Below are 26,718 nucleotides of genomic sequence, written 5' to 3'. Positions count from 1 at the left end.
GTTTTTATAGCTTTAGCTCATGAACCGGGTCTATTTTAAAGAAGTTCAGAAGTTTACACAATGGTGGATATGGCTTTCCTTGCTCGGCATTGGGGTGATACTGTTTTATATCCAGTCCAACCTGGGGCCTATCATTCTCATTGCTATAGGCCTGCTCTTTCTGTCTATGAGGCTCATCACCAGGATTGACCAAAATGGGATCCACTACCGTTTCTTTCCTTTTGTTTCAAAAGACTACAGCTGGAGCGAGATCCTCACTGCCAGGGTGATCGACTACGGCTTTGTGGGCGGTTGGGGGATTCGTCTTTTTACTCCTTATGGCACTGTTTACAATGTAAAAGGCAGCAAAGGCCTTGCAGTAGAACTCAAGGACGGCAGGAAATTTTGTCTGGGCACACAAAGGCCACAGGAACTTCAGAAAGTGTTATCTGGTTTAACCGGTAAAAAATGATCAAAAAAACTAAAGTGTCAAAAATGGCATTTTTGACTGTTCTTCTTATTCCTCTTCTTTTTTGCAACTGCGGAAAAACGGAGGACAAAGGAATGATCTCCTCTGCTCTTTCCAGCGACGAGATAGCCTGGGATACTTATAATTCAGAAAACTTTAGCTTATATGCTCCTGAAGGTTCCTATGCAGCCGATAAATTACCTGAATTAGCAGATAAAGCCGAAACAGCCCGGCAATTGGTCATGGAACGCCTACAGGTCGTAAAACAGGAACAGGCACCGCAACTTATCTTCCTTGAAACCGGGGAACACATGATGAAATTTGCAGGAATAGCGACCGGTGGAAAAGCCGTGATTGAAGAAAACGGCATTTTCTATCTCTTAAAAGAGGATGTTCATCCTCCTTTACAACATGAGCTGGGCCACCTGTACTCCTGGCGCAGCTGGGGCGAACCCGCAGCCCATTGGCTAAGAGAAGGGGTGGCAGTTTACACTGCCGGAGATTGTGCAGGTGAAGACCTCCACGCCTGGGCCTCAAAAATGGCACTTGAAAACAAGCTTATTGATTTTGACGAACTGGAGCAGAATCATGATTTTTCCAAAGCCGGAGCACATCTGCAGGCAGGAAGCTTCGTGAAGTACATCATGGAGAAATATGGAGTGCTTTCTTTCCGGAAGCTTTGGGAGAACGGACTAACCGCAAGCGGGGAAGCTACCCACTTGGAAATGGATGCTCTCCTGGAAGCCTGGACCGAACACCTTATGCAAAAAGAGTTCACTGCGGTCACTCAATTCCTGAACCTGGATGAAAAAATTAGATGCGAATAACCAGAGTTTCTCATTGCATGAAGTGCAGCTTTCTTCTGCTTCCTCTTAGCTCCGCCGAAGATCTTCAATAAAAAAAGCCGCAGAATTTCTGCAGCTTTCTCCTTTACTGGGGGCTTATTTTAATCATCACTGCTGTCCTCATCATCGTCGCCGTCGTCATCATCGTCATCATCGTCATCATCGTCATCACCATTATGGTCATCTGCCTCAAGGAAGTTGCCCTGTGCGTCAAAGAGTATCTCGAGACCATTGCTTAATGTGACTTCATAAGTTCCATCGTCTTCCCTTTCGGCTTCGATAATGCTGTAATCGGGATAATTGGATGCGATATAATCCCTTACCGCCTGTGGCAGGTCATCGATGGCAATATCTTCATCATCGCTGTCATCATTGTCGTCATCTTCGGCACGTCCCAGGAAATTACCATCGGCATCAAAGATGAGCTCCACGTCATTGGAGAGTTCAACTTCATAATTTCCATTGTTCTCCCTTTCAGCTTCCTCGATTGTGGTGTTAGGAAAATAGGTGCTTATAAAATCTATTATAGCTGCAGGAAGATCTCCAGCTGCAACATCCTCATCTCCAAAATCATCATCGTCATCATCGTCGATCCCTAAAAAGTTACCCTGTTGGTCGAAAACCAGTTCGGTTTCATCATTCAACTCTACCTCGTAATTGTTATTGTCTTCAATTTCGGCTTTCCAAATGGTATTGTTTGGATAATTAGTCGATATATAATCGAGAATTGCCTGTGGCAAGGCAGCAGTATTGATATGATCATCAGATCGTGCTGCGGTAAGATTAAGGTCTACCTCTGTCCCTGTTTCTATGCCATCGTCATCACTTGAACAGGAAGAAAAGACAAACAGGGATACCAGGATAAAACCAAAGAACTTTAGATTTTTCATAAGTACGGAATTTAAAATGGTTGAGTTCTTCAGAAACGCAGGAAAGCTCATCAAATTTTAGAAGGAGGTGGTATTTAGCAGAACTTTAGCATAGCTGAAGGAGCTGCCTTACAGGAGACCTCCTATTCAACGGCTGCAATAATTTCCCTCAGAAAAATGTTCAGGTCGAATTCCGGGTGTTCTGCAAGTCCGAAACGCACGACCACCAGGTCTTTTGAAGGAATGACAAATACATGCTGGCCCTGAAATCCATTTGCTGAAAAAAGGTCCCGGGGAACATCGGGGTAATAACCTTCGGCATTTAGCCAGAAATGAGCTCCGTACTGCCCCTTCGAACCTGCTACGGGCTGCACTGTGTAATTGATCCAGTCCTCGGTAAGGATCTGCTCCCCATTCCATTCGCCCCGGTTAAGGTACAGCTGACCAAATTTCGCCCAGTCTCGCGGAGTAGCCCAGGAATAGGAAGAACCCACGTAATTCCCCGCAAGATCTGTCTCTAAGGTCATGGAATACATGCCTATCCTGTCAATTAGCTCGTGATACCAGAAATCCAGATACTCCTGATAAGTGGCAAATTCATCCCGGATAAAGCCCGAAAGCAAATTAGAGGTTCCCGAAGAGTAATTCCAGATCACCCCCGGGTCACTTTCCAAGGATTTTTCCAGCTGCACCTCACTCATATCCTTGGACAAAAAGAGCATTTTTGTCACATCAGATATCCTGGTGTAATCCTCCTCCCACTTCAATCCGCTGTTCATTTTCAGCAGGTTGTCGAGCGTAATGAAAGCCCTGCGATCTTTTTCCCATTCCCTAAAAAGATCATCTTCGTCCACAGCGATTCTTCCCTTCCTCTGGAGCACTCCAAGAATCGCACTTGTAATGCTTTTGGTCATCGACCACCCTAAAAGTTTAGTGCTCTTATCAAATCCCGGCGCATATTCTTCAGATAAAAGATGTCCCTTATATAACAGCACTACAGCCCTGGTCTTATGCTCCTCAAAAAAGGCATTTTTAAGAGCTGTTTCCAGCTGGTCGTAATCTACTTCAGGAAAAACGGTGTCCAGAGGTTTTTCATTTCCGTAGGGATAGGGTGAAGCAAGTGGCGGCTGCACGCGCTTAGGTTTTTCCGGTGGCAGGTCATCTTTGTTGGTCCCCTGTGGCAAGAGGGTACATCCAAAACCTTCATTATACACCGCTACCCGTTCTTTTAACCCAAAAACAGTAGAGGATGCCGCTTTCTTCTCCCTGTTCAGCTCGAAATCACTTAGGTGGACCGGCTCGAAGTTGTTGTCCTGTGCTGCAACAGATTCTGGATCCCGGCCTGCTTCATAGACACAGGAGCACATATTCTTAGCTGCAAATCCTGTTATAAGGTTGAGGCGCGGATAATAAATATAGACCACAACCCCTACCACCAGAAGGAGCACAAGAAGCGTTATTGTGACGGTTCTTTTCATTAGAAGAGTTTGAACTGCAGGGAGGGATTTAAATGTAGGAAATTTTTTGGCCAACTACAGCAGAATACTCAAAATCAGCAAAAAAAGCTATGATTTTTGCTATTTTTGCCGCACATAAAAAGCACCCAAGATGGATCTTAACTCTCCGGAAACTGATACCAATATTGTAACTCAACAGGAACAAGAGCTGCCTAAATTATATTCTAAAAGGCTCATCTTGAGTTTCTCCATTCTCTTCTCCACAATCTTTGCTGCCGCACTTTTAATTTCCAATTTGCGAAGGCTGGAGAAACAGGCTGCTGCAGCCTGGGTACTTTTGTTTGCAGTTGGTTACATTGTTGCTACAGCGATCGTCATGACCGCCTTGAATCTTTCGCCATCCCTCAATGTAATTGCAAACGTGATTGGAGCAGCCATACTCAACGAATTTTTCTGGAACAAATATCTGGGCAGTGAGATCGAATATGAGAAGAAAAGCTGGATCAAACCTACTTTGATCTCGGTGGGAATTGCCCTTGTCGTTTTCTCACTTCTGTTCATGGGGGCCTAACGTCTTTTTTTTGTTAGCTTTATTACCGGATAAACTGACAAAATGATCAAAAAACTACTCGTTTGTAGCGCTCTCCTGCTTTTTTTCAATTTCGGATTTTCTCAATCTACTCAACCCGATGAACCTTTTCTATTGGCTTCAGAAGACATCTTTGAAAAAATCGATCTTCTGGGCAATAGATATCTTGAGCTGGGGCGTTTTAGCGGAAGCATCCTCGTAGAAGACGGCAGCACCTACTACTATAATAACTTCGGAAAAGCCAACTACGAGCTCGATAAAGGATTCGATAATACGACGGCTTTTAAGGTTGGCTCCCTCACAGAGCTCTTTACCCGGGCAGTCTTTGCTGAACTTGTGCGAAAGGAAAAAATTTCAGCTGATAGGATGGTATCACATTACCTTCCGGAAGTAAAAAAAGAATTGACCCTCCGCCAGTTGATCGACCATAGATCGGAATTACAGACCATAGAAGAAATAAAGCAGGCTCATCCTGAAGCCGAATATTCTGCCGTTAGTTATGCCAATCTTTCTAAAGTTGCGGAGTTTCAGAAAAGCGATCTAAACTACAACCTGCTTAAAAATGTTCTCGAAGTGGCGAGCGATAGAACCTACGCAGAACTAATCTCTGAGCTTGCCGAAAAAATTCAGCTGAAAAATACCTTTTTTGATACCCCTGTAAGCACAGAACTTGCACAGGGATACACCTACAGCTATGAAGGAAATGAAGTGGTTGTGCAACCTTCAGAAGAATATGATACAAGCGAAACTTTCAGCAGCAAGAGCGTCAAAACAACTGCGGCAGACCTGTTGAAACTGCTAAAAGTATTTCCCGAAGAGGAATTAAGCATGGAAGGATATCTCAAAAGTGATGGTTTCAGCTATTCTGTCATCAAAAACGGAAAGAGGATGATTATTGTGCTTAGCAACAGAAGACATCCCGTTACCGGCGAAATAACAGAGGCTGTAAATGCCCTTTTAGACACCGGTAAGTGCAAGCTCCCACTACTGCGGAAAGAAATAAAGGTTGACAGCAGGATCATTGGCGAGTATGCCGGGAGCTATGCTTTAAATCCGGATATGCATCTCGGTGTAATGGTTGAAAATGACAGTCTCTTTGTGCAGATGGGGCCTCAAAAAGTGCATTTAAAAGCACAGTCTCCAAACCAATTTTACATGGAACAGAGGGATTCGGCCATCAGGTTTTTGAGAGGTCCTTCGGGAGAGGTCATTGCTGCAGAGCTGCTGGATGGCTTCCTCACCGGGAAGAAGATCGAAAAAGTAAATTTCTAAATTTCCCGGTTCAGTTTACCCTCACGTCTTTGAAGTAGTTCTTAAAGATCAGGGCCACATCTTCGAGTTTTTGAGCATCGGGTGGTGCAACGTTCTTCAGCTTATATTCCATTCCGAGAGCTTCCCACTTATGCACTCCCAACCGGTGATAAGGCAGGATCTCTAATCGCTCAATATGCCTGTAATCCTTAAAATATTTTCCCAGTTCATGCAGGTGCTCTTCCTGGTCGCTCCATCCCGGCACCAGCACATACCTTAGCCACATAGGTTTGCCTGTAGATTCCCGGTATTCGGCTACTTTGAAGGTGTTGGTATTTGAAAGTCCGGTGAGTTTTTTGTGCCAGGCGTTGTTGAAATGTTTTACGTCCAGCATTAGCAGATCGGTGACATCGAGTAATTCTTTGGCCTGCTGGTCAATCAACCTTCCATTGGAGTCAAGCACCGTATGAATGTCTTCTTCATGCAATCTATTAAAGAATTTTTTGAGAACAGACCGCTGCAATAAAGGTTCGCCGCCGGAAACGGTAACTCCCCCGTTCTTCCTGAAGTACGGCTTCTGCTTTACCGCCCGGTTCACCAGCTCCTCTATCTCCACAAAATGACCTCCCTTTACATCCATTGTATCGGGATTGGCGCAGTACAGGCAGCGAAACTGGCAGCCCTGAACAAACACCACCATTCTTATTCCCGGCCCGTCATGAGTTCCAAAGGATTCAATGGAGTGTATCCTTAGTTCTTGTGAAGCTTCTGCATTTAGGTGTTTTACGTCCTGCGGAACAAGTAAGCCATCTTTTATCATGCTTTGGGTTTGTATGACAAATTAATAAAAAAGCATCAGGCGGTCTCATAAGGGGTAAGGCTGAGATTCCTGATGCTTCAAAACAACACTTAAAACTACATTCTTTCGTGGAAGGTCCTCGTGATCACTTCCAGTTGGTGCGCTTTTGACAACCGAATAAAATTCACTGCATATCCCGAAACCCTGATAGTCAACTGCGGATAATTCTCGGGGTGCTCATAGGCATCCAGTAAAGTTTCTCGGTTTAGCACGTTCACGTTGAGATGGTGCCCGTAGAGCGCAAAATAGGCATCCAGCAATCCTGTAAGATTTTCAATCTGCACTTCTCTATCACTACCTAAAGATTTAGGCACTATGGAGAAGGTATTGGAGATCCCATCCTGGGCATGGCGGTAATCCAGCTTGGCTACCGAGTTCATCGAAGCAATGGCGCCATGTTCATCCCTTCCATGCATAGGGTTGGCACCGGGAGCAAAGGCTTCCCCTGCTTTTCTTCCATCGGGGGTGGCGCCGGTCTTTTTGCCGTACATCACATTTGAAGTGATAGTAAGCAGGGAAAGTGTGGAAACTGCATTTTTATAGCATTTATGTTTTGCCAGTTCTTCCGAAAAGAAGCGGGTGATCTCCCGGGCAATACTATCTACCCTTTCATCGTCATTCCCAAATTTTGGATATTCTCCCTCGATTTGGAAATCAACTGTAAGTCTTTCTTCATTGCGAACAGGTTTAACTTTTCCATATTTAATAGCAGAAAGGGAGTCGGCAATGATAGAGATTCCGGCAGCCCCGTAGGCCATATCAATACCGGGATCTGAATCTACGAAGGCCATCTGGGCTTTTTCGTAGTAATATTTATCATGCATGTAGTGGATGATATTCATGGTTTTGGAATACACCCTGGCCACCTGCGTCATGGCTTTTTTGAAATGAGACATCACCTCCTCATAATCGAGGTATTCATTTTGTAAAGCAGGAATATCCTCGAGTAATGTCTTACCGGAATTCTCCTCCCGCCCTTCATTGATAGCCATTAAAAGTGTTTTTGGAAGGTTTACACGGGCTCCAAAAAATTGAATTCTCTTACCTATTTCCTGGTAAGAAACACAACAGGCAATGCCGTAATCATCAGAACCTCTTACAGCCCTCATCAGGTCATCATTTTCATACTGTATGGAAGAGGTGTCTATAGAGACCCGGGCACAGAATTTTTTAAAACCTTCGGGCAGGTCCTGGGACCAGAGGACAGTGAGATTTGGTTCGGGGGAAGCTCCTAAATTATATAAGGTTTGCAGGAACCGGAAAGAGGTCTTTGTCACCTTTGTTCTTCCATCTTCAAACTGGCCGCCAATAGCTTCGGTCACCCAGGTAGGATCGCCACCAAAGATCTCGTCATAAGCTTCGGGCCTTAGGTGACGCACCATTCGCAGTTTCATTACAAACTGATCGATAAATTCCTGGGCTTCCTCTTCAGTAATCAGGTTGGCAGCAAGGTCTCTTTCAATGAAGATATCAAGGAAGGAAGAAACATTACCTAAAGACATGGCTGCACCATCCTGCTCCTTAACAGCTGCCAGGTAGGCCATATAAACCCACTGCACAGCTTCCCGGGCATTCTCTGCCGGTCTTCCAAGATCAAGACCGTACATTTCACCCATGGTTTTAATATCCCTTAAAGCTATGATCTGGTCTGTGATCTCCTCTCGAAGGCGTATCTTATGTTCAGTCATCTCCCCGTCTACAGCGCGCTTGTCCTCCTCTTTTGCCTCAATAAGACGATCAATTCCATAAAGGGCAAGGCGGCGGTAATCCCCAATGATCCTTCCGCGGGCATAATTATCGGGTAATCCCGTGAGGATCCCCTGGGAACGATAATTTCTTATCTCATCATCATATGCAGCAAACACAGCGTTGTTATGGTCTTTTGTATAAGAAAAGACATCCTTAACACGCTGCGTTACCTGCTCACCTTTTTCGGCCACTGCTCCTTCCACAACCCGAATTCCGCCAAAGGGCTTCATGGCTCTTTTTAAAAGCTCATTGGTCTGTAGACCGACGATCACCTCAAGATCTTTATTGATGTACCCGGGACCATGGCTGGTAATGCTTGAAATAGTTTCGGTATCTATGGCCCTGCAGCCATTTCTTTCCCGCTCCTCCTTCATGGCCATGAGACAGATTTGCCACAGTTCTTTTGTTCTTTCTGTAGCTGCGGTGAGAAACTCATCGTCACCGTAGTAGGGGGTTACGTTTTGGATCACAAAATCCCTTACATCGATCTTCCTGTTCCAGGTTCCTTCTCGGAACTCAAGTACTTCCTGAGATAGCTTTAGCATGATTTTTCGTTTTTCTGAAGAAGTATCATTTTGCTGTAATTCTTCCTCTTCGTTCTTAATTACCATACAAAGTACCGACCCAATTCGGCCTATTAATATGACAATTATCAGGAATTCTGGCAGCTAAAACCTTTTCGAAAACTTCAATCGTTTTAGTTGATAAGTATTTATATATGCCTGATTTTTATTCACTTATAATTTAATCTAGGTTTTATTTCAGGAAAGAGCACAAAAAAGATGGAACGGTTTCCCGCTCCATCTTGAAGTAAAGTACTTATCGAGAAAATTAATTCTCTACAGTCTCCAGTACAGGGGTAACTGCCCGGGGTGTAGCGACTTTTTCTGCTTTAAGATTCCTCAGCCTTTTTATGTCCAGGCGTATCAACAGGGAAAAGACCAGGGCAACTATAAGTAGTCCCGCGAAAAAGTAAAGAGTGACGTTGTAATTTTCAGAAATTGTTCTTGTCCATGCTGCAAATAAAGGTCCTGCCATTCCCGCTGCCGCCCAGGCAGTTAACATATAGCCGTGTATCGCTCCCAGCTGCTTAGTTCCAAACATGTCTCCTATATAAGCAGGAATGGTCGCGAAGCCGCCGCCATAACAGGACAGGATCAAAAATATGAGCCCCTGAAATACCAGTGCATTAGTGACGGTGGGTAGCAGGAAGAAAGCTATAACCTGTATGGCAAAAAAGATGGTGTACATTGCCGGCCGTCCTATATAGTCTGAAAAACTGGCCCACCCAATCCGGCCGGCCCCGTTAAATAATCCCATGATCCCAACCATAGTAGCTGCTGCCACTACTGTCATACCTGCATATTCCTGGGCCATTGGGGAAGCCACTGAAATGATTGCGATCCCGCAGGAAATATTGATAAAAAGCATAAGCCATAAATACCAGAACCGTTTGGTCTTCACAGCTTCATTGGCAGTTAGCTGTGAAAGGTCCTCTTTCACTATTTTCTTACCCGCAGTTTCTGAAGCTTTAAAACCTTCGGGCACCCAATCTTTTGGCGGCGGTGCGAGGTAGAGGGAAGAGAAGAATATGATCACGAAATAAACGCTTCCCATGATGAAAAAGGTGTTAGCGATGCCTACTGCCGAAATAAGATACACCATCACCGGACTACTAATCAGCGCTGCAAAACCAAATCCCATAATGGCCAGGCCGGTTGCGAGTCCGCGCTTATCGGGAAACCATTTTACAAGAGTGGAGACCGGCGTAATGTAGCCAAGCCCCAGACCTATACCTCCAAAGACTCCATAGAACAGGTAAAGCAGGTAAATAGACTCCATAAAAATGGCCAGACCGGACCCAGCAATTCCTATTCCAAAGAAGATCGCAGCCAGCAGACCCGATTTTCGGGGGCCTTTTTTCTCAAGATAATGCCCAAGAAAGGCAGCAGAGATCCCGAGAAAGAAAATTGCCAGACTAAAAGTGAACTGGGTATCGGCCAGTTCCCACCCAAACTTCTGGATCAAAGGTTTAGTGTAAACGCTCCATGCATAAACGGAACCAATAGAAATATGAATACCTACAGCAGATGCGGCAATTAGCCACCTATTCTTAACTTTTCCCATGAGAGGAACTTTTAGTGAAACTCAATTACTTTGCAAAATAAAGGCAGGTTTAGAGTTTAAAATATGACTGTCATCAGCCCCGCAGGATTCCATTTTACATGGAAGGCACTGAGGTATCGGGAAAAGATTTCACTTAATCGAGCAGCATCTTTAAAACAAGCAGCACTAATCTGGAAGTACAAATTCAGCGTAAAGGGGAAAGTGATCTGAGCCTATGTGCCCTAATCTTTTAAGATCGATAAGGTAAAAATCTTCTGTCACAAAAAAGTGATCAAGAGGCCATCTCATGGTATAAGAAGTTGCATCAAAAGTATTAAAAAGTCCCCGGCCTATCCGCACATTTGCTAACCCGCCAGATTCTCCAAAGAGCCTGGCAGTGTTAGACCAGGAGACATCATTAAAATCTCCTGCTACTATGGATGGGACCTCTTCATTTGCGACAAAATCCCCGACCTTTAAAAGAGAAACCTCAGCTTCTCCCACATTGTCGGGATACTTATTACTCGGCATTGGAGGCACCGGATGCACGGCATGGAGCATGAATTCCTTACCTGAAGTCAGTTCGACCTTTGCATGAAAAGACGGCACGTTTTCGTGCTTGAGATATTTTATTTCCCTTTCCTTCAGGGGAAACCTGGAATATAATGCCATTCCATACGCCTTGTCGTTAGGCTGCTCCATATAATGCGGATAGTCCTGTTTCAGTATTGCAAGGTCATTCAGCCACCTTTGATCCACTTCCATTGCGAGAAATATATCGGGATCAGAATCTTCCACAGCTTTGATGATCTTTGACGATTCCCGATTATCAATCAGGACATTGGCAAGCAAAATACTAAAAGTGTTTTCTGCTGAATAATCTTCAAGTGCATCCGGAACCGTCTTACTGCCGAACCAATAGGGAAATATTTTAACCGATTGTATTGCTATAGCAGCAACCAGGCCTGAAACAAGGAAGATGGAGGGCCACTTCCACTTTTTAGCAAGAAAAGTAAAGAGCAACAGGCAAATAATAGCAAGTATCAAATACTGCAGCCTTGGGAAATCCAGAATTTTTGAATACCAGTAGGGCAGGTCATAGATAAGGGAAAGTAGGCTGGCAACTATAACTACGCTACTTATCACAATTACGACGTAGTAAAAGACCTTTCGAAAGTTCATTTATTATTCTTGAGAATTAAAGGTCTCCAAAATAAGAAATTCAGAAGAACACATATTTAAAATCCCGGTGATAAAAATAAACAGGTCGAGGAACGACCTGTTGAATCTGTTTTCAAAAAGGGGTTTTACAGAATATCTTAATTACTCAATCCTCCTATTCTCAACTACACCTCGCGCAATACTTTCGAGCTCACCTAAACTGCCAGCAAATTCTTTCGCTCCTGCCGTGGCAATCTTTTATACCGCACAATGGCAATTACAGTAATGGCCAGAAGGATACCTGTTAACCAATAGATCCAGACCGGAATTGGAACAGGATCTCCCGAGGCATAGGAATGCAGACCGGAGAGGTAATAGTTAACTCCAAAAGAGGTCATGATGATCGAAGAAAAAGCCCAGAGGCTTGCAATATTGAGCACCAGGGAATTTTTTAATTTCGGGATCAACCGCAGGTGAAGAACAAAAGCGTAAACCATGATCGAGATCAATGCCCAGGTCTCTTTTGGATCCCATGCCCAGTAACGACCCCAGCTTTCGTTCGCCCATACCCCTCCTAAAAAAGTTCCTACTGCCAGGAGAAATAAACCAACGGTTATGGACATTTCATTCACCATGCTTAACTCCTGCATGCTTTTCCACCACTTAGCGGATGGTTGCTGAGGTTTGAAAATGAGCAGGAGTAGGCTTAACAATGCGAGCAGGGCAGCCAATGCGAGCGGTGCATAGCCGCTCACGATCACAGCTACGTGGATTTTGAGCCAGTAAGAATGTAGTACCGGCATAAGGTTGGTGATCTCTGGATTAAGCCAGTCGAGAAAGGCTACAAAGAGAAGAGTTCCGGAGAAAATAATTCCCAGGGGTACGGTAAAATGTGATTTATTCTCAAAGATAAGTCCGAAAAGGAGAACGCACCAGGCAACGAACACCAGCATTTCAAAGCCGTCGCTCCATGGTGCACGACCGGCAATATACCAGCGTAATCCAAGGTGAAAAGTAAAGAGTACCAGTCCCACCCATGCCAGGGCAAGACCAACGGTCCAGGAGTATCTCAACCAGTTTGGCTGGTAAAAGAGCTTGATAATGGCCAGGATAAGCATTAAGGCACCAAGGATCCAGAAGACTCCAAAGAGGCGGCTTCCAAGGTTTAATTTGTTGTACAGGATCTCAATAGCCAGCCTGTCGTCTCCTGGATGAACTGCTGCCCCTGCTTTTTCCTGGTAAAGTTCGATATAGGAAAGCACCTCGTTTGCCTCCGAATAATCCCCGGAAGCCAGTCCTTTGCTAAGGGCGTTGAGATACATGGGAGTGATATTCTTTACAAATACCGCGTCCTCCTCATCAAATCCCATGTTGTGTTGATTTGCAGTGAACCAGGTGTTGTTAGCATCGGCCCTGTTTGGAAAAAGTTTCAGAAAATCCCCTCTTAAAATAGCATAGAAAATATTGAATCGTTCATCGACCTTAAGGAGTTCTTTATGAGCTTCATTTCTTTCGGAAGGCTTTAACCTGTTCGCTTCTTCCACAAGAGCCTGCAGAATGTACTGCCCATCGGGGTCGATCAATTCCTGGAAACCAATTGCATCGACAGGCTTATGTCCCATGGCTTCAAAGATCGCTGCTCCTTTTTCCCTGTCGACCTTTATCAATGGCAGCGCACTGAATCTTCGGGGATCCAGTTGTACGGCAAGTAAAAATTGTTCAGCCGTAAGTTCTATCGCTCCTCCAGATTGTTCAATAGTGATCGTAGAACGACCACTTAATTTCCTGGTGATCTCATTGGCCAATGTATTAAGAGGCTTCATTCGGCCGTCCAGATCCTGCACAACCAGGCTTCCATATGCTTCGGCCTGTGAAAGCGGAACAACCGCCTGTCTAACATCGGGTAGCTGCCCGTGACCGTACATTTGAAAACCTAAAGCAAGAGAAACAAGAAGGATCAAAATGGAGATGGCGGTGACTTTTGGAAACCCCGCTTTAGGGTAACTTTCTCTCGCGGCTTTTAGCTTTTGCTTTTCTTGCGGAGCTTTCCCGCCGGGCAATTTCGGTCCTTTTTTGTTCAGCGAATATATCCGGCGATTAAGAATGGTGAAACGGCTTCCCCGGGCAAATAATGTGAAGAACATACCAATAGTAAGCAACGTATAAGAAAGATATGTAATATAGGTGCCGGGACGATCCTGACTCACAGAAAGCACTGTTCCCATTTCATCTGTATCATAGGAAGCCTGATAAAACCTGAAGCCTTTATGATCAAGTACATTATTCATAAAAACCCTGAACGGAAAGTTTGCTTCATCATCAATAACCTGCAATTCACTGGCGTAACCTGACGGACTTTGACTACCGGGATAACGCTCCAGTTGAAAATCCCTTAGCTTAAGGGCAAAGGGAAGCAGCTCCTGCCGTGGGCCGTAGGCAAGAGCATATTTCTTCCCGTTTGAAAAGAAAACATGTTTTTGCGGCTCTCTGTTCACAAGGGTAGTATAGGTGCTCAGTACCTCCTCGCCCTGCGAATTATTAACTTGCAACCTTACCACATTTGGCAACTCTTCTGCAATTTCTTCATCTTCTTCGGGAAAATATATGAGTTGTTTCCCTTCGTAGATCCCTTTAACCACAAATGCCGAGCTATCTGCCTGGTAAAGGCTACGCACCTGTAATGCTGAAACTTCCCCGGCTTTTAGAACTCCCATAGCCTGGGTGGTCATCTCTACCACGTGCATATTTCTTTCACTGGTGATCATCCACTTCTCATTTTCCTTAAAGATCCTGATGTCTCCTTTTCCCTCTTTTGAAATGGAAAGAGCTCTTTCTCCGAAAGGAAGATCTTCTCCCTTTGGAACAAGATAGTCTTCCCTATCTGCCCCAAAAGCAAGAGCAATGTCCACCAGAGTATCCTTTCCGGGAATGTACTCTCCTCTTGCACCTTCAACATATCTGTCAATTACTACCTCAAAATTTTCTTCACCTAATGCTACCCTCACAGTCTCGGGTGTGAAATTATAGGAGTTGATCTCCAGGGGCTTCTCAAATCTCAGGTTACTTTTTCCTGATTCGGCTTCGCTTAGCTGTAAAAACCGATCTGCAGAATAATAGGTGTTCTTAATCTCTCCTTCCCTGATATGGATAATTCCTTCATTGCTGAAGTAGCGTGTAACCCCGGCCCCAAGTATCATGAGTACAAAAGCAATATGAAAGACTCCCAGAGGCCATCGCTTTTTCGTAAATAATTTATATTCCTTGATATGTGCAAGAAAATTTACTCCAAGCCACACCATGATAACTTCAAACCACCATGCTTCATAAACCAGCTGTCTCGCCACAGCAGTACCATGATCATTTTCAATAAAAGTGGCTACGGCCATAGCCCCAGCAAAGGCAATGATGAGTAGGAATGACACTTTTGTCGACAACAGAATTCTTACTAATTTCATTTTGATCAATTTTTCCTGAACACCAACGGCAGAATATCTGCCTTCATTTTTTTATATAAGAAAGGCCGGCCTGAAAATTCCGGTAACTGTTATTCTCAGGCCGGCCGGCAACTATAGATCCTCTAATTATCTGCTACTTACTTCTTTAACAGATAAAGTCTTTGCTTCTCTTTCTTTACCTTCCTTGATCCAGTGAGGGATCACTTCCTGAAGAAAACGCTCTTTTGTTTCAAGCTCTTCGGGCATATCAAGACCAATATAGCGCTGCAGCACCTCTTTACTGCCAAGATCGGGCATTTCAACAGGTTCGGTCTGTCCCAGCTCTGCTAAAAGTCGGGTTAGTGCAATTCGGGCTTCCTGGACCTTTCCGGTAGCCGAAGAGACCATCCTACTGGTCTCCAGCGGGGCATGGAATGCGGCACCATGCGATGCTACAGAAAAATCCCAGCGCCATTGAGCATGTCGTATTTTAGTAAGGATATCTTCCATTTGCGCTTCTGTAGCTCCCAGATCCCAGGCTTTTTTTGCTTCGATATGGGCTTTGGCAAGTTGAATTTGCAAATAGCCTGTTCCTTCTTTGATCTTGCGTTGACGCTCATACACATCAGATATCAGGTCTTCCTTCTTCTCCCGGTGACATACAAAGCAGGAATTTTCCACATTGGCAAGCGGGGACCCTATGTGGTGATCGGTGAACTTTTGGCCTCCTTCTGTTTTGTAAGGCATGTGACAATCTGCACAGGATACTCCTCTCTTGGCGTGAACTCCCATGGAGAAGATCTCATAATCTGGATGCTGAGCCTTAATCATAGGTGTTCTGCTTAATGGGTGTACCCAGTCTGCAAAATCAATGTTATCATAGTATTTCTCCATAGCCTCTACAGTAAGGCCTCCCTGCCATGGAAATTTCAAATAAGCGGCTCCTTCCTTGCCGGGAAGCGTCTTATCAAAATAATATTCCACGTGACACTGTGCACAAACCAGAGACCTCATCTCCTGGTGGGACACATCATTGATGTTCTTGCCCATAGCTTCAAAAGCCTCTACAAGGGCAGGCCGAGTAATGGTGAGATTCATGGTTTCACTGTCATGGCAATCTGCACACCCAATAGGGTTGATCATCTCGCTTCCAAAATCTGAAAGTTTATGGCTATAGAATTCTGTTACTCCTATTTCGTCCATAAGCCGTGGCACATCTGTACTTTTACAGGTCCAACAGGTACTGGGCATAGGTCCTTCCCCTTTATCCCAGGGAGAGCCTATCCTTGCAGTCGCCCTTATATCTGTTAGGGCATGAGCATGTCCTCTGGGTTGATTATAATCTTTACTAAAAGCATAACCTGCCCAAAGAATGACCAGTTCGGGCTGCTTATCCAAAACATCTTCAAATCCACTGGTAGTATAAAGACCACGGTAGGTGGTATCGGCAGTTTTGCGGTAAGACTGGTATTGGCGGGGATAGTTGAGGCCCCAAATAGAATCCCGGGGTTCTATTCCCTCAATCTCTACTTTGGGCTGATAAGCAAAGCGTGCTTCGGCCCTTCGATCCATAATTGTATAGGCCAGTAATGCCAGCAGGAATACAGCTATGACAGTTACTATAAAAATGATCCAGTTTTTCATAATTCCGGTGGTTATTATCTATATGTACAGACTGTTATTTATTGAGGGGTTTCTTGTTCAACTTTAGAAAGAGTATCATTTTCCTTCTCTTCAGCTATATGGCTTTTCAACCATGAGGGGATAATATCCCTTCCCTCGGGGATGTGCATTTTGACAGGTTCTATTTGATAACCAACTGCCGAAAGGCTTTTTACCCTCCCATGAGGCACCTCGCGGTGGCACTCCCAGCAGGTACGGTCTGTCCTGTGAAATTCGTGATTGTCTACCGTTGCTGCGATCTTTGGATCTGTGATTCGCATGTCATGGCAGCGAATACAGTTGTTCTGAATAACTTCTGCAGAAGCTTCCCGGGCTTTTATTACCTCAGGTTCGGCCCTTAAAGTAAAGATCGTGGAATGGTAAAGCCCATCCATTGCTTTAAAGTAATACTGATTGAAGACATTGTTATGTGGCACATGGCAATCATTACAACTAGCCACCTCTCTGTGGGAACTTTTGTTCCAGGTAAGATATTGTGGCATCATTACATGACAGTTGATACAGGCTTTAGGATCATCAGAAAGATAGGATGTGGCATTACTGAGCTTTAAAACATAAAACCCCAGTCCCAGAAAGGCACCCATTGATATTGCCGCAGCTAATCCCCATTTCCTGGGAGGAAGTATACGCCTGAATATTGACTTCTTTTTGGCAGGTTGGTTCATATACCCAATTAACGTCGGTAAAATTACCTACTTAAGACAATGTAAAAGCTGACCCCGGTCAGGTTTAAAAAATTTGCAGGGAATTTTTTCCGGTTTCATAATCTTCAGTAATAGCCGACTTAAGTTATTGTCTTTAGTTCCAGTGTTCCGCTAAAAACCGCTTCCATCGGCTATAGAAGAACCACCAATTTCTAAAGTAAATTAAAATAAAAAATTTGAAAAAATGTCATTTTAATCAGGTTGTTGTGGTGACAATATTAATAAGAGCATCCTGCACTTCAGTCGGTTACAGGTCAGATCTTTTATGCGGGCCGGAAAACTTAATGGAAATTCATCTGCTTCCGCAGGAATTTATTCAGGAAAATTTATTGTGAAAGAGGACCTCAAAAGTGAGAATAATTAACAGTAAAGTTGCCGGCTTCGGGTTGCGTGGGGAAAGGAAAAAGATGATCTGTAACCCGGCTGGAGAAAAGAGCAGGTAAAGCCATGAAAGATTTAGTTACCTCCTTGAAAAGATTTAGCTCCCCGGTTCTTATTATTAACAGCAAATGCAAAGTTAACAGGTGTCTTTCTTTTACTTACTTCCTCTTTGCAAGGAAATAAAGAATTGCACACAAGACTGTGATCCCGGCCCAAAAACAAAGAAAAAGCTCCATTTATAACTCATTAATGATTGCAGTTCAAAAATGGAGAAATCCGAAAAAATTTACTTAACGCTATTAACTAAATACTATCACTTTTGACAGTTTCTACAGCTTTATTTTGGGTTATAAGCAGGTCACGGGGAGAAATTCCATACTTCTCCTTGAAGAGACGGGAGAAATAGCTGTGACTATTCAGCCCTACGGCATAAACTACCTCGTTAATATTGTGCTCTTTTGACTGCAGCATATCCAGAGCCCTCGAGAGGCGTACGTCCCGTACGTATTCATTAAGAGTCTTGCCATATACCTGTTGAAAGCACTTTTGCAACTTGTTGACATTCATCCCAACCATTGTTGCGAGTTCACTGTTATTTCTCTTTTCTCCAATGTTGTTGTTGATCTCATCGGCCACCGCACTTATCAGTTTATACTCTACTTCGGTGAAACCTTTGCGCCTGTCGTGAATTACGTCTTCCTGATAGGTCTTTAAGGTATTGGATAACATCTCAAGTGCCTTACCTCCCAAAAAGTTAGTTCGCGGCAATCCGTAAAGGCTACAGTCGCGAATGGCCTTTATAGCCTCTGATGTTGAAATGCTGAAGCTTGAAGGTAAAAGCTTTCCATCGAGGATATTCGAATTATGGAACAGGTTATAGAAAAGAGGATCTGTATCGTTGATCTTATAGGGCAGGCTCTTTACATACGCACTTCTGTTAATTTCCAGAAAGGAAAACTGATACTTTTCGTTCTTTTCAAAATGCAGTGTATGGTATTCATCTGCTTTTGGAGATACAATGATATATTGGTGTGGGTGTATCGTATGAGTCTTACCGGTTACTGTACTGGTGACATTTCCTTTAAGACAATGGACGATCCTAATGGGGTTGATGACCAGGTGCTTTGTAGAGATCTCTGTGTCCTCCTTAAAGATACAGGAAAAATGATACAAGGCTATGCCGTTGGGAAATTGCACGCCTTTTATTAAGCCGCTCCCCCTTGTAGAGGGAAGAGAAAGAGAGAATTCGGCAAAGTCATTCTTATACTCTACATCCAACTCTCCCGCCAGATTTGGAACAAAATCATCAATATTTTTAAAATCTATGAAAACCTGAAACATGAACGTCTTAACATTTTGCTAGTAAATAGAAGAATTTTTAACTTTTTAAACAAGAGTGGGCGGAGAAGTACTTAAATTAATGTGGAAAATGGCAAACAAAGTTCGAATATTACTAATTCCCGCATTCAGACTGCTGTCGAAAGAACCCTCACCACTCCTTTTCCCGCAGGTCACGCCAATAGCCGCAAACATCAATCTCAGGTTTTAAAGAACTCACATCTTCAAATCTGACCACCTGATAATTGTTAATTGATCACTGTTAATTGCAAAAGCCACAGATGCACAGATGTTCTTTATTTACTCATGCTCCATCTCTCTCGCTGAAAATCTATCGTCTACCGTCTAAGGGCTATCGACTGATTTCACACAAAGCCCACAAAGTCAAAAAAAAAGAGCACGAAGAAACCTCAATATACAATAGACGATATACATTATACAATTGAAAAACTTCACACAAAGCCAGCAAAGAAGTTCTGTTCATTCATGATTGATCATTGTTAATTGAAAAAGCCAAAGATGCACAGATGTTCTTTATTTACTCATGCTCCCGTTGTTTCCATCTTCAAATAAATTTTGGAATTTGGTGCCTCGTGCTTGGTGCTTAGTCCCTGAAACCTAGTGTTTCTTTCATTTTCAAATCTTCAAATCAACACATCTTCAAATTAATCATTGCTATTTGTAAGAGCCACAGATGCACAGATGTTCTTTATTTACTCATGCTCCCGTTGTTCTCATTTTCAAATCTCCACATCTTCAAACCAATTTTGGAATTTGGTGCCTGGTGCCTGGTGCTTGGTACTTGAAACTTACTATTCTCATTCATTTTTAAATTTTCAAATCAACACATCTTCAAATTGATCATTGCTATTTGAAGAAGCCACGGATGCACAGATGTTCTTTATTTACTCATGCTCCCGTTGTTTCCATCTTCAAATAAATTTTGAAATTTGGTGCCTGGTGCCTGGTGCTTGGTGCTTGGTCCCTCAAACTTAGTGTTTCTTTCATTTTCAAATTTCCAAATCTTCAAATCTTCAAAATTTCAAATCTTCAAATCTGAATAACCTTATCTTTACCTCCTTATGATCAACGAACAATATTTTCAGGAGTTTCCGGGGTTAAAGACTAAGAGGCTGTTTCTTCGGCAGCAGGAGCTGAAGGATGCTAGCTTCCTGCAGCGATTACGATCCCATAAGGAAGTGATGAGATATATGGATTCAGACGAGCATCGTGATCTAAAGACTTCTGAAGCTTTTATTGACAGGAACCTGGAAAGCTTTCAAAAGAAAAACGGATTTTTCTGGGTGATCACGGCACTTGCTTCGGGAAATTTCATGGGAGATATCATCTTACACAAGATCGACAGGACCAATGCCCGGGGCGAAATAGGTTACACTCTTCATCCCGATTACTGGGGTCACGGCTATATGACTGAAGCCATGCGGGCGGTGATCAATTTCGGATTTTACGATCTCGGGCTTCACAGGATCGAGGCCAATATCAATCCCGCCAATGACACCTCCCGCGCCCTTTTGCTCAAAACAGGATTTGTAAAGGAGGCTTATTTCAGGGAGAATTATTACTACAACGGCCAGTTCCTGGACAGCGAGATCTATTCGTTGCTTGAAAAAGATTTTAAACGCGAGTAGGCTCAAAAGTTCCCCTCAGATCCCGCAAATATTCGCAGAACCAACTCCCCTGATAAGTGTTAATTGATCACTGTTAATTGGAAAAACCACGGATGCACAGATGTTCTTTATTTACTCATGCTCCCGTTGTTTCCATCTTCAAATAAATTTTGAAATTTGGTGCCTGGTGCCTGGTGCTTGGTGCTTGGTCCCTCAAACTTAGTGTTTCTTTCATTTTCAAATTTCCAAATCTTCAAATCTTCAAAATTTCAAATCTTCAAATCTGAATAACCTTATCTTTACCTCCTTATGATCAACGAACAATATTTTCAGGAGTTTCCGGGGTTAAAGACTAAGAGGCTGTTTCTTCGGCAGCAGGAGCTGAAGGATGCTAGCTTCCTGCAGCGATTACGATCCAATAAGGAAGTGATGAGATATATGGATTCAGACGAGCATCGTGATCTAAAGACTTCTGAAGCTTTTATTCACAGAAACCTGGAAAGCTTTCAAAAGAAAAACGGATTTTTCTGGGTGATCACGGCACTTGCTTCCGAAAAATTCATGGGAGATATCATCCTACACAGGATCGACAGGACCAACGCCCGGGCCGAAATAGGTTACACTCTTCATCCCGATTACTGGGGCCACGGCTACATGACTGAAGCCCTGCGGGCGGTGATCAATTTCGGATTTTACGATCTAGGGCTTCACAGCATCGAGGCCAATATCAATCCCGCCAATGACACCTCCCGCGCCCTTTTGCTAAAAACAGGATTTGTAAAGGAGGCTTATTTCAGGGAGAATTATTACTACAACGGCCAGTTCCTGGACAGCGAGATCTATTCGTTGCTTGAAAAAGATTTTAAACGCGAGTAGGCTCAAAAGTTCCCCTCAGATCCCGCAAATATTCGCAGAACCAACTCCCCTGATAAGTGTTAATTGATCACTGTTAATTGGAAAAACCACGGATGCACAGATGTTCTTTATTTACTCATGCTCCCATTTCTCTAACTGAAAATCTACCGTCTACCGTCTAAGGGCTATCGACTGATTTCACACAAAGCCCACGAAGTCAAAAAATAAGGGCACAAAGAAATTTCAATTTATAATAGACGATATACAATATACAATTGAAAGACTTCACACAAAGCCCGCAAAGAATTTCTGTTCATTGTTAATTGTCAATTGTACATTGAAAATCTACAGTCTACCGTCTAAAGCCTACCGACTATTTCCACACAAAGCCCACTAAGTCAAAAAATAAGAGCACAAAGAAATAACAATATACATTAGACGATATACAATATACAATTGAAAAACCTGCTCATTGTTAATTCGTAATTGTACACTGAAAATCTACAGTCTCCCAACTAAACTACTGTTTCAAAAATGGCTTTTTTGAGAGGAATTCTCCATATTTGTTGACATTAGCAACAACTGCTTGCCGGGAACAGTTGTTTGCAGTAATAAGAATCTATCTGCTTCCGGAGAAACTCTGAATTTAATGACACAAAAACCCCTCGTGAGTATTATCATGGCAGTAAAAGATACTGCTCCTTATTTGCGCGCCTGTTTAAATTCTGTACTGGCACAAACCTATGATAACTGGGAACTGATTGCGGTTAATGATCATTCCGAAGATGAAAGTCCGGAGATCTTAAAAGATTATGCTGCAAAAGATCCCAGGATCCGGGTATTCAATAGTGACAGGCCAAGACTGATCCCCACGCTGCAAACCGGGTATCGGGAAGCGAAAGGCAGCCTTATCAACAGGATGGATTCTGATGACAAAATGCCCGACTATAAGTTACAGGTACTCGTGGAAGAATGGCTTAAACACGGAAAAGGAAGTGTAATTGCCGGTGGAACGAAGCATTTTGTGGATGAAGGAAGTGTGGGTGAGGGATTTATTAAATATGAAAACTGGCTCAACGAGGTCGCCCGGACAGGGAATCATTATCAGGAGATCTACAGAGAATGCGTCATCCCATCGCATTGCTGGCTCCTCCACAAGGAGGATCTGGATGCAGTCGGGGCTTTTGATCCTGTAGTTTATCCCGAGGACTATGATCTTTGTTTCCGGTTCTATAAAGCGGGGCTAAATGTTGTAGGAATAGACAGGACCCTGCATTACTGGAGGGATCGATCCAACAGGATATCGCGTACCTGGGAGGAATACGAGGATAATCGCTATTTTGATCTTAAGCTGCGGTTTTTCTATGAGCTGGACAGAGATCGCTCTAGGCCTTTGGTGTTATGGGGAGCGGGAAAGAATGGGAAAGACATGGCCAAACTGCTACAGGCTTATGATGATGATTTCCACTGGGTATGTGATAACCGAAGAAAGATAGGCAAGGATATTTATGGCGTTCGGCTGGAACATTATAAGGAGGTCATGAGCATTGAAGATCCTCAGATCATGATCGTGGTAGCCTCTCCGGAAGGCAAAAAAGAAATAGAGCACAAGCTCATTTCCTGGCACAAAAAACCCGTCTCTGATTATTGGTTCTTCACCTAACCTGTTAATTGCAGCAGTTTAGACTAATGTAAATTACAGTCTACTCTCTACAGTCTAGTTTTCTGTTCATTGTTAATTGAAAAAGCCACGGATGCACAGATGTTGTTTATTTACTCATGCTCCCGCCTCTCTCACTGAAAATCTACCGTCTCCCGTCTACAGTCTACAGACTAATTTCACACGAAGAACACAAAGTCAAAAAAAAATAAGAGCGCAAAGAAATTACGATATACAATAGACGATATACATTATACAATCAAGATTTCTCGCAAAGGCCGCAAAGAAGTTCTGTTCATTGTTAATTGTTAATTGAAAATCTACCGTCTAAAGCCTACCGACTATTTTCACATAAAGGACCACCAAGTCAAAAAGGAAGAGCACGAAGCAAATTCCAATATACAATAGATGATATACATTTCCCCACTACCGTCTACCGTCTAAGAGCTATCGACTATTCTCGCGCAAAGGCCGCGAAGGTCAACCGCAAAGGGCGCAAATAACTTGTCATTTCGACAGAGTCTTTTCTTTTGAGAAAAAGAAGAGGCGACGAGAAATCTCATGATCTGTAATGGAAGTTCTCACAAAGCCCACAAAGTCAAAAAAAAGGGCACAAAGAAAAGGTGTCAAAAATGTAACTTCGAAGGAGCTTTTTTGCGACTAGAAATCTCAACTACCATCTACTGCCTACCCTCTAAAATCTATTGACTATTTTCTCGCAAAGGCCGCAAAGAAAATCCGCAAAGACCGCAAAGAATCCTGTTCATTGTTTATTGATAATTGTCAATTGAGAATATACCAATTAACCATTCCCTAATTAACCAATCACGGAATACGGTTTCCCGTAACTGCTCCTTAACAAAATTTTAATAGATTTACGGTAGCGTCACAGATCTGATTGCCATCCAGCACTGAATTGGAGGAAACATGAAGGTTTGGGTGAAATGAAATGTTGTAAGCAATTATGGAAAACAAGCAAGCCTTTGACAAACTACCTTCACTTCACGAACTGAAAGAAATAATCTCTTCTATTAAAGAGGCTGATTTATCTAAGGTTTCTTATAACAAATTAGTCAGTGCATTAACCTCTCTTCAATTTGTTCCTTTTGTAACTGCAAAATTAAGAAAAGGTCATTCCATTGAAAGAGCACGAATTAATAAACCTCAAGAAATATTCACAACAGAAAGTCAAATATCTTATCGAACTGATTATTCTAACATAATGTCATATGGAAGGGCGAATGTTCCTCATTTCTCATTATTCTATGGTGCATTCCAATCGGATGTAATTAGACACCCGAGGTTAGTAAATCTATTGGAGACTAGTGAAATATTCAGAAATCTTGAAAAGAATGAAGTGGAAAATGCTGATTTCATTATGACTGTTGGCAAATGGATAATCAAAGAAGATATTGAGGTTGTAGAAATGGTCTTTGATGAGAATTCTATTAAAAACTCGGCTGACATCAGACGTTCATACGAATTTCATTTAGAAAAATTAACAAAAGAACATCCTCAACACCAAGACCAATTTGAACTTATTCTACAATTCTTTTCAAATCAATTTGCCAAAAAAGAAATAAATTTTCATTACGACTATATGATTTCTGCTGCTTATACAGATATGGCAATTAACTGGAGAGGACATAAAGGAATAACATATCCCAGTGTGAAGACAGATTATCAAGGACACAATGTGGTTTTAACGCCATTTGTGGTCGATAGATATTTAGATTTAGAAATAGCAGCAATGTACAGAGTGGAAAAAAATGCCAAAAAGTCAATCATTTCACCCTTAAAACACTGTACTGATTTCGGCCCTTTAAATTCAAATTTTAAGTGGGTTGACTACTAACGAACACCAATAGAAATTGAAGAATAAATAGCTTCCGAAACCATGCTAAAAGTAATTGCTTCATCTCACATTCTTCTAAAAATCTTCGCAGATTTTTGAGTTGCTGTGTACTTTCAAAGAGAAGTATTCGCCTGCACGTTTAGCATTTAAATTAAGAGTTGTGAATCAAAAAGAAATACAAAAGCTCATCAATTACATCGAAGAAAATTTAAGGACTTCAGATGAAACCGAAGTTGAATTCTTAGATGCTAGAAATTATAAACCACGATTAACAAATAAACAGAACCAAGTTATTTTTGGAAGAAGAGGGTCAGGAAAATCCCTTCTAATGAAAACGTTGAATGGAGAAAAAAATCATCTTTATATTAAAACTAACCTTGAGGATTATAAAGACACAAGCTTCCCAAATTCTATTTTGCACGTACTGAATCAATTTTTAAAAGGTGTAAAAGGTAAAATAGGAAAGAATATAAAGTGGTACGAGTTTGGAAAATTATATAAGCTACAAAAACTCAAGAAAAGGATTTCCACAAAGATTAACCATTATGATAATCAATTAACAATTCCCGATAAATATGACGAAAGTTTAAAATCTAAAACTACTAGAGCCGCGGAAATAAATGGAGGAGTAGACAAAGGGCCAGTAAAAAGTTCTGGAAAAGCATCCTATACTGGTGAAAATGAAAGTCAAAAAACATACTTAAGAGATAAATTAAGTACAATTAAAAACGAAATCCCTGCTTTAAAAGAACTAATAAAAGAAATATCTACAGCTAACAAATGGATCCCATTATTTCTAGGTTTAGACGATTTCTATTTTATCCGTAAACTAGAACAGCCATTTTTCATTGATTTCTTTCATAGATTAACAAAGGACACTAATCTTTATATCAAAGTTGGGACTATTCGGTATAGATCGAAGCTTTATACCACTACTGAAGAATCTTATGTGGGTACTGAGCTAGGTCACGATATCCAGGAAATTGATTTAGATTACACATTAGACAGATTTGACTTGCTTCAAACATTTTTGAAAGAACTTTTGGATGAAGCAATCAAGCAAAGTAATTCCCAGTTGAATAGTAAAGATTTATTTTCAGAAAATGGTTTCAAACAACTCTGCATGGCTTCCGGAGGGGTTCCTAGAGATTTTCTTTCATTACTTCTAAAGCTACTTAATGGCATTTCTGAATCTCAGAAAATTAATAAAATTGATGTTACTGAAGTAGCAATTAGCAATTTTAGAAATAAAACAGATGCTTTCGCAAAAGATAGTGCAGAAGAAAAAGAAGTTCTGGAGTATTATTTAGCTCATTTAAAAGATTTCCTATTCAATAAAAAAAGAACTAATATGTTTTTAGTTTGTAATCCAGATTTGGAGGAATTTCCCCAGATTTCCCAAGCTATAAAGGAGTTAATGGACTTAAGAATGATTCATTTAGTTGAACCAATTACGAGCGCGGCCCCAAGCGATGGAAAAAAATATTCTGCATATATGATTGATATTGGTTTGTATACTAACTCTAAACCTAGAAATTTTAATCAGATTGAACCAGGAGCGTCTGACGATAAAGCAAGAAAAGATAAAATTAGAGCTTCACCAAGATTGAATCTTACTGAATTATCGAAGGAGCTAAAGGAAAATAATTTGCAAGAATTAGAATTATCACAATGATTCGAGTTTATATAGAGTAAAAAAAATAAAACTCTTTTGAGAAACTAAGCCAAGCATCTTTTCAAAATCCCTCCCAAAAATCCCATTTCCGCCACCCTTCTGTAACAAATGCTACACTTGTAGGTAACAAAAGTTACTGACCACCGCCTTCTCTAAGGGTACTTTTGCTTC

General features: G+C 42.2%; 19 protein-coding genes. 9 read left to right on the top strand and 10 right to left on the bottom strand.

Features of this window, described 5'->3' with window-relative positions:
- The first annotated feature begins 19 nt into the window (after positions 1 to 19).
- Both VR862_RS10135 and VR862_RS10130 read left to right on the top strand, forming a co-directional pair.
- Positions 20 to 451, top strand: a complete 432-nt coding sequence (locus VR862_RS10135; protein ID WP_324720852.1) for a hypothetical protein — start codon at positions 20 to 22, stop codon at positions 449 to 451.
- On the top strand, positions 448 to 1,275 hold the full coding sequence (locus VR862_RS10130; RefSeq protein WP_324720851.1) for a hypothetical protein: 828 nt from the start codon (positions 448 to 450) through the stop codon (positions 1,273 to 1,275). The genes VR862_RS10135 and VR862_RS10130 overlap by 4 nt, the downstream gene beginning before the upstream one ends.
- A 119-nt stretch (positions 1,276 to 1,394) precedes the next feature.
- Here VR862_RS10130 and VR862_RS10125 read toward each other — a convergent pair whose 3' ends face one another.
- Together VR862_RS10125 and VR862_RS10120 are read right to left on the bottom strand one after the other, a co-directional pair.
- The gene (locus VR862_RS10125; protein ID WP_324720850.1) at positions 1,395 to 2,183 is read right to left on the bottom strand and encodes a PepSY-like domain-containing protein; all 789 of its coding nucleotides are present in this window, start codon (positions 2,181 to 2,183) and stop codon (positions 1,395 to 1,397) included.
- A 122-nt stretch (positions 2,184 to 2,305) separates the two neighbouring features.
- Positions 2,306 to 3,640 carry a serine hydrolase domain-containing protein gene (locus tag VR862_RS10120; RefSeq protein WP_324720849.1) on the bottom strand — a complete coding sequence of 445 codons (1,335 nt, stop codon included), beginning with the start codon at positions 3,638 to 3,640 and terminating at the stop codon, positions 2,306 to 2,308.
- Between the two features lie 130 nt (positions 3,641 to 3,770).
- On the opposite strand from VR862_RS10120, the gene VR862_RS10115 reads away from it, so the two are divergent.
- Positions 3,771 to 4,190, top strand: coding sequence for a hypothetical protein (locus tag VR862_RS10115; RefSeq protein WP_324720848.1), 420 nt, complete (start codon positions 3,771 to 3,773; stop codon positions 4,188 to 4,190).
- Between the two features lie 42 nt (positions 4,191 to 4,232).
- A complete protein-coding gene (locus tag VR862_RS10110) occupies positions 4,233 to 5,480 on the top strand; it encodes a serine hydrolase domain-containing protein (RefSeq protein WP_324720847.1) in 1,248 nt (415 codons plus the stop codon).
- A gap of 10 nt (positions 5,481 to 5,490) precedes the next feature.
- Here VR862_RS10110 and pflA read toward each other — a convergent pair whose 3' ends face one another.
- The 8 genes from pflA to VR862_RS10070 all read right to left on the bottom strand — a co-directional run bounded on the left by pflA (position 5,491) and on the right by VR862_RS10070 (position 18,877).
- Complete coding sequence (gene pflA / locus VR862_RS10105; RefSeq protein ID WP_324720846.1) at positions 5,491 to 6,279, bottom strand: pyruvate formate-lyase-activating protein; 789 nt, start codon at positions 6,277 to 6,279, stop codon at positions 5,491 to 5,493.
- A 95-nt stretch (positions 6,280 to 6,374) separates the two neighbouring features.
- Positions 6,375 to 8,612: a formate C-acetyltransferase gene (gene pflB, locus VR862_RS10100; protein WP_324720845.1), complete on the bottom strand. Its 2,238-nt coding sequence runs from the start codon at positions 8,610 to 8,612 to the stop codon at positions 6,375 to 6,377.
- Between the two features lie 286 nt (positions 8,613 to 8,898).
- On the bottom strand, positions 8,899 to 10,194 hold the full coding sequence (locus VR862_RS10095; protein WP_324720844.1) for an L-lactate MFS transporter: 1,296 nt from the start codon (positions 10,192 to 10,194) through the stop codon (positions 8,899 to 8,901).
- A 165-nt stretch (positions 10,195 to 10,359) separates the two neighbouring features.
- Positions 10,360 to 11,355, bottom strand: coding sequence for an endonuclease/exonuclease/phosphatase family protein (locus tag VR862_RS10090; RefSeq protein WP_324720843.1), 996 nt, complete (start codon positions 11,353 to 11,355; stop codon positions 10,360 to 10,362).
- 194 nt (positions 11,356 to 11,549) lie between these two features.
- Positions 11,550 to 14,789, bottom strand: coding sequence for a cytochrome c biogenesis protein CcsA (locus tag VR862_RS10085; RefSeq protein ID WP_324720842.1), 3,240 nt, complete (start codon positions 14,787 to 14,789; stop codon positions 11,550 to 11,552).
- A 126-nt stretch (positions 14,790 to 14,915) separates the two neighbouring features.
- Positions 14,916 to 16,412: an ammonia-forming cytochrome c nitrite reductase gene (gene nrfA / locus VR862_RS10080; protein ID WP_324720841.1), complete on the bottom strand. Its 1,497-nt coding sequence runs from the start codon at positions 16,410 to 16,412 to the stop codon at positions 14,916 to 14,918.
- A 38-nt stretch (positions 16,413 to 16,450) separates the two neighbouring features.
- Complete coding sequence (gene nrfH / locus VR862_RS10075; RefSeq protein ID WP_324720840.1) at positions 16,451 to 17,116, bottom strand: cytochrome c nitrite reductase small subunit; 666 nt, start codon at positions 17,114 to 17,116, stop codon at positions 16,451 to 16,453.
- Positions 17,117 to 17,839: 723 nt separating this feature from the next.
- The gene (locus VR862_RS10070) at positions 17,840 to 18,877 is read right to left on the bottom strand and encodes a helix-turn-helix domain-containing protein (RefSeq protein WP_324720839.1); all 1,038 of its coding nucleotides are present in this window, start codon (positions 18,875 to 18,877) and stop codon (positions 17,840 to 17,842) included.
- A gap of 1,079 nt (positions 18,878 to 19,956) precedes the next feature.
- On the opposite strand from VR862_RS10070, the gene VR862_RS10065 reads away from it, so the two are divergent.
- The 5 genes from VR862_RS10065 (at position 19,957) to VR862_RS10045 (ending at position 26,547) form a co-directional block, all read left to right on the top strand.
- The gene (locus VR862_RS10065; RefSeq protein ID WP_324720838.1) at positions 19,957 to 20,523 is read left to right on the top strand and encodes a GNAT family N-acetyltransferase; all 567 of its coding nucleotides are present in this window, start codon (positions 19,957 to 19,959) and stop codon (positions 20,521 to 20,523) included.
- Positions 20,524 to 20,811: 288 nt separating this feature from the next.
- A complete protein-coding gene (locus tag VR862_RS10060) occupies positions 20,812 to 21,378 on the top strand; it encodes a GNAT family N-acetyltransferase (RefSeq protein WP_324720837.1) in 567 nt (188 codons plus the stop codon).
- A 628-nt stretch (positions 21,379 to 22,006) separates the two neighbouring features.
- The gene (locus tag VR862_RS10055) at positions 22,007 to 23,020 is read left to right on the top strand and encodes a glycosyltransferase family 2 protein (protein WP_324720836.1); all 1,014 of its coding nucleotides are present in this window, start codon (positions 22,007 to 22,009) and stop codon (positions 23,018 to 23,020) included.
- Between the two features lie 961 nt (positions 23,021 to 23,981).
- The gene (locus VR862_RS10050) at positions 23,982 to 24,872 is read left to right on the top strand and encodes a hypothetical protein (protein WP_324720835.1); all 891 of its coding nucleotides are present in this window, start codon (positions 23,982 to 23,984) and stop codon (positions 24,870 to 24,872) included.
- A gap of 160 nt (positions 24,873 to 25,032) precedes the next feature.
- Positions 25,033 to 26,547: an ORC-CDC6 family AAA ATPase gene (locus VR862_RS10045; RefSeq protein ID WP_324720834.1), complete on the top strand. Its 1,515-nt coding sequence runs from the start codon at positions 25,033 to 25,035 to the stop codon at positions 26,545 to 26,547.
- Positions 26,548 to 26,718: the final 171 nt, after the last annotated feature.

Source organism: Salinimicrobium aquimaris (genome assembly GCF_035607535.1).
GTDB lineage: Bacteria > Bacteroidota > Bacteroidia > Flavobacteriales > Flavobacteriaceae > Salinimicrobium.
This window is presented reverse-complemented; position numbering and strand designations above follow the sequence as displayed.